Annotated in this window: 3 protein-coding genes; all 3 read left to right on the top strand. The window is 61.1% G+C overall.

Features of this window, described 5'->3' with window-relative positions:
- Window positions 1-1,557: carboxyl transferase domain-containing protein (locus tag A3730_RS16795; RefSeq protein ID WP_063538495.1), on the top strand; the 1,557-nt coding region annotated here is incomplete at its 5' end.
- Window positions 1,558-1,611: 54 nt separating this feature from the next.
- Complete coding sequence (locus A3730_RS16800) at window positions 1,612-2,385, top strand: enoyl-CoA hydratase/isomerase family protein (protein ID WP_063519085.1); 774 nt, start codon at window positions 1,612-1,614, stop codon at window positions 2,383-2,385.
- A 257-nt stretch (window positions 2,386-2,642) separates the two neighbouring features.
- A partial coding sequence (locus A3730_RS16805; RefSeq protein ID WP_156501234.1) for a biotin carboxylase N-terminal domain-containing protein occupies window positions 2,643-3,433 on the top strand: 791 nt, incomplete at its 3' end.

Below are 3,433 nucleotides of genomic sequence, written 5' to 3' on the forward strand. Positions count from 1 at the left end.
AACCGGGAACACAACCTGCAGCTGCGTCAGCAATTGCAGGACAAGCTTGATCACATAGCCCACGGCGGTGGCGAAGCCGCCGAGCAGCGTCTTCGTGAGCGCGGCAAGCTGCCGGTGCGCGAGCGCATCAATTTGCTACTCGACCCGGGGTCGCCGTTTCTGGAAATCTCCGCCCTGGCCGCCGACGGTGTCTACGGCGAAGACGTGCCCGCCGCCGGCTGTGTCGGTGGTATCGGCCAGGTGCAGGGTGTGGAATGCATGATCGTCGCCAATGACCCTACCGTAAAAGGCGGCAGCTACTACCCGCTCACCGTGAAAAAACACCTGCGCGCCCAGGCCATCGCGGCGGAAAACCGCCTGCCCTGTATTTACCTGGTGGATTCCGGCGGCGCCAACCTGCCCCGCCAGGACGAGGTATTCCCGGACCGCGAACACTTCGGCCGCATCTTTTTCAACATGGCCAACATGTCCGCCCGTGGCATTCCCCAGATCAGTGTAGTACTCGGTTCCTGCACCGCCGGCGGCGCTTATGTGCCCGCCATGGCCGACGAAGTGATCATGGTGAAGGAACAGGCCACCATCTTTCTGGCCGGGCCGCCACTGGTAAAAGCCGCCACCGGCGAGGTGGTCACTGCCGAGGACTTGGGCGGTGCCAACCTGCACTGCGAACAATCCGGTGTGGCGGACCACTTGGCCGAAGACGAACCCCATGCCTTCGAGTTGGCGCGCCAGTGCATCGCCCACCTGAACTGGCACAAACCGGATCAGGTAAAGCGCCTGCCCGTGCAAGCCCCGGCCTACGACCCGCAGGAGCTGTACGGTGTGATCCCCACCACCACTCGCCAGCCCATGCCTGCCCGTGAGTTGATTGCACGCATGGTGGATGGCTCGGAGCTGGACGAATTCAAATCCCGTTACGGCACCACCCTGGTGTGCGGCTTTGCCCGCATCCACGGCTACCCGGTGGGCATTCTCGCCAATGACGGTGTGCTGTACTCGGAATCCGCCCAGAAAGGCGCGCACTTCATCGAGCTGTGCAACCAGCGCAAGATTCCCCTGCTGTTCCTCCAGAACATCACCGGTTTCATGGTCGGCCAGAAATACGAAGCCGAGGGCATTGCCAAGCATGGCGCCAAGATGGTCAACGCGGTGGCCTGTGCCACCGTGCCGAAATTCACCGTGATCACCGGCGGCAGCTTCGGTGCCGGTAACTACGGCATGTGTGGCCGCGCCTATGACCCGCGCTTCATGTTCATGTGGCCCAACGCCCGCATCTCGGTAATGGGCGGCGAACAGGCGGCCAGCGTGCTTACCCAGGTGAAACAGGCCTCGCTGAAGAAAAAGGGCCAGGCATGGAGCGATGAAGAGGCAGGACAATTCCAGGCCGAGATGACCGAACGCTATGAAGAAATGGCACAGCCCTGGTATGCCAGCGCCCGCCTTTGGGATGACGGCGTCATCGACCCCGCCGATACCCGAGATGTGCTTGGCCTGGCCATTTCCGCCAGCCTTAACGCACCGATTGAAGAAACACGCTACGGCGTGTTCCGGATGTGATCAGGACGCTGGACGCAAGATGCCTGACGCACGACGCAAAACAGGAAGCAAGCTATGAGCGTTAACACTTTGATCGAGGGCCCGGTTGCCCGGATTACGCTGGATAACCCGGACAAACGCAACGCGTTCGACGACACCATCATTGCCTCGCTCACCGAGGCCTTTGAAAAAGCCGGAAGCGATGAAGCTGTGCGCGTGGTGGTACTGCAGGCCGCCGGCAAGCACTTTTCTGCCGGTGCAGATCTGAACTGGATGCGCGCCATGGGCAGGCTGGATGCGCAACAGAACCAGCAGGACGCCCTGCGCCTGGCCACGCTGATGCAGGCCATTGATCAATGCACCAAACCGGTCATTGCTCGCGTACAAGGAGCCGCTTTTGGTGGTGCCTTGGGCTTGATCTGCGCGGCGGACATGGCCGTGGCAGCGGACGACGCGCGCTTCTGCCTCAGTGAAGTGAAACTGGGCATCGTACCGGCTGTGATCAGCCCCTACGTGGTTCGCGCCATGGGTCCGCGGCAAGCCAATCGCTATTTCATGACCGCAGAAGTGATCCCCGCTGACCGCGCACAGCAGATCGGCATCGTCCACGAGGTGGTCAGCGAAGACGCTCTCGACAGCACCGTTGATGCACTGGTGCAGTCCCTGCTCAGCGGCGGCCCGCTGGCACAGGTGGAAAGTCGCGCCTTGATAGCCCGCGTCAGTGATGGGCCCATCAATGACGCCATGCTGAGCGATACCGCCGCTCTCATCGCCCGGTTGCGTACCGGCGATGAAGGTCAGGAAGGGCTCAGCGCCTTTCTGGAAAAACGCAAACCGAATTGGATCTGACCCACTATCCGTAGGAGCGTCACTGGCGGCGCGATGAAAGGCAGTTGCAAGTTTAAAGTTAAAAGTTGAAACGCGAAGCTGATTGTGTGCCCATTCAGGTTTTAGGTGCTCCGCGCTCAAACCATTTACATCGCGGGCACTGCCTGAAAAAACATAACGGTCCATGCCGCGCTTTTAAACTTTGAACTTTTAACTCATCCCGATCGCGACGCAAACGACACTACTAAACAACATTGCCACCGATAATAGGCACCGCTATGGCAAAGATAAAAAAACTCCTGATCGCCAACCGCGGCGAAATTGCTCGTCGCATCATGCGCACCTGCCGCCAACAAGGCATCGCCACGGTGGCAGTCTATTCCGAACCTGATGCCACCCTGCCCCACGTAATGGAAGCGGACCAGGCCGTCTGCCTGGGGCCTGCTGCTGCCCGCGACAGCTATCTGGTCATCGACAAGGTAATCGCCGCTGCCCAGGCCACCGGGGCCGATGCCATCCATCCGGGCTACGGTTTTCTGTCCGAGAACACCGCCTTTGCCGCCGCCTGCGACCAGGCTGGCATCATCTTTGTGGGTCCCAATGCCCGCGCCATCGAAGTCATGGGCGACAAGGCCGCCGCCCGCCAATTGATGGCCGAAAGTGGCGTACCCGTTCTGCCCGGCTTCGATAAAGAAGGCGCCAGCGACAGCGAGCTGACCACTGCCGCCAGCGAAGTCGGTTTCCCGCTGCTGATCAAGGCAGTCGCCGGCGGCGGTGGCAAAGGCATGCGCGTGGTCAATCGTGCCGAGGAATTCGATGAAGCCCTGGCCGCCGCGCGCCGCGAAGCCAGTAACGCCTTTGGTGACGATCGGGTGCTGCTGGAACGTTACCTGGCCACCGCCCGCCATGTGGAAGTTCAGGTGTTTGCTGACAATCACGGCAACGCCGTGCACCTGTTCGAACGGGACTGTTCCGTGCAGCGCCGCCACCAGAAAATTATCGAAGAAGCGCCGGCGCCGGGTCTGGATGAAGCCACCCGCAACGCCTTCGGGCATGCCGCAGTGCAAGC

The organism is Alcanivorax sp. HI0044, assembly GCF_001634945.1.